Below are 957 nucleotides of genomic sequence, written 5' to 3' on the forward strand. Positions count from 1 at the left end.
TACGACGCGCGTGCTTCGGCTTTGGCGCGTTCGCGGGCGAGGGAGCGGTCTCGCATTTCCTCGAACTTGGTGGCTTGGCGTTCGAGGTCTTCGAGGAACGCGGCGAGTTCTTCGCGCTTGTTCTCTCCGCGGGCGGTGAAGTCGTTGCGCTCGAAGACGTTCCACTTGCGCAGCACCGGCCAGACGACGTCTTCGAGGTGCTGACGCAGGTCGTAGATGCCGTGCTTGGCCATGAGCACACCGTTGCGGCGGAAGTTCGGCATCCCGGCACCGGGCATGACGAAGTTGGTCACGATGTCCGAGACGGCCTGCAGCGTCTGATCGGGGGAGATGTCCATCGCCGCGCCGGTGATGTTGCGGTAGAAGATCATGTGCAGGTTCTCGTCGGCGGCGATGCGCTGGAGCATCCGGTCGGCGATCGGGTCGTCGCAGACCTTGCCGGTGTTGCGGTGCGAGACGCGGGTGGCGAGTTCCTGGAAGGTGACGTACGCGACCGAGTGCAGCAGACCGACCTGTGATCCGGCGGGGGAGGCGTAGCCGTTGGTCATGTGGATCATGCGGGCTTCTTCGAGGGCGACGGGGTCGACGCCGCGGGTGACGACGAGGTAGTCGCGCATGACGATGCCGTGGCGGTTCTCTTCGGCGGTCCAGCGGCCGACCCAGGTTCCCCAGGCTCCGTCGCGGGAGAAGTTCTCGGCGATCTCACGGTGGTAGGAGGGCAGATTGTCCTCGGTGAGCAGGTTGGTGATCATCGCGGCTTGCGCGACATCGGAGAGCTTGGACTGTTCGGGGTCGTAGTCCTGGCCGCCGAGGGCGGCGAAGTTGCGGCCCTCGTCCCACGGCACGTAGTCGTGGGGATGCCATTCGCGCGCCATCGTGATGTGACGGTTCACGTTGTCTTCGGCAGTGGGTACCAGCTCCTGCAGAAGCTCGAGCTGTGTCAGATCCCTCGCCATT

Annotated in this window: 1 protein-coding gene; it reads right to left on the reverse strand. The window is 64.9% G+C overall.

Features of this window, described 5'->3' with window-relative positions; all coding sequences use genetic code 11:
- On the reverse strand, positions 1-956 hold a 956-nt coding region (locus tag CH305_RS28570; RefSeq protein WP_032377482.1), incomplete at its 3' end, for an acyl-ACP desaturase.
- Position 957 lies beyond the last annotated feature (1 nt).

The sequence above is a fragment of the Rhodococcus sp. 15-649-2-2 genome, from assembly GCF_002258645.1.
Classification (GTDB): Bacteria; Actinomycetota; Actinomycetes; order Mycobacteriales; family Mycobacteriaceae; genus Rhodococcoides.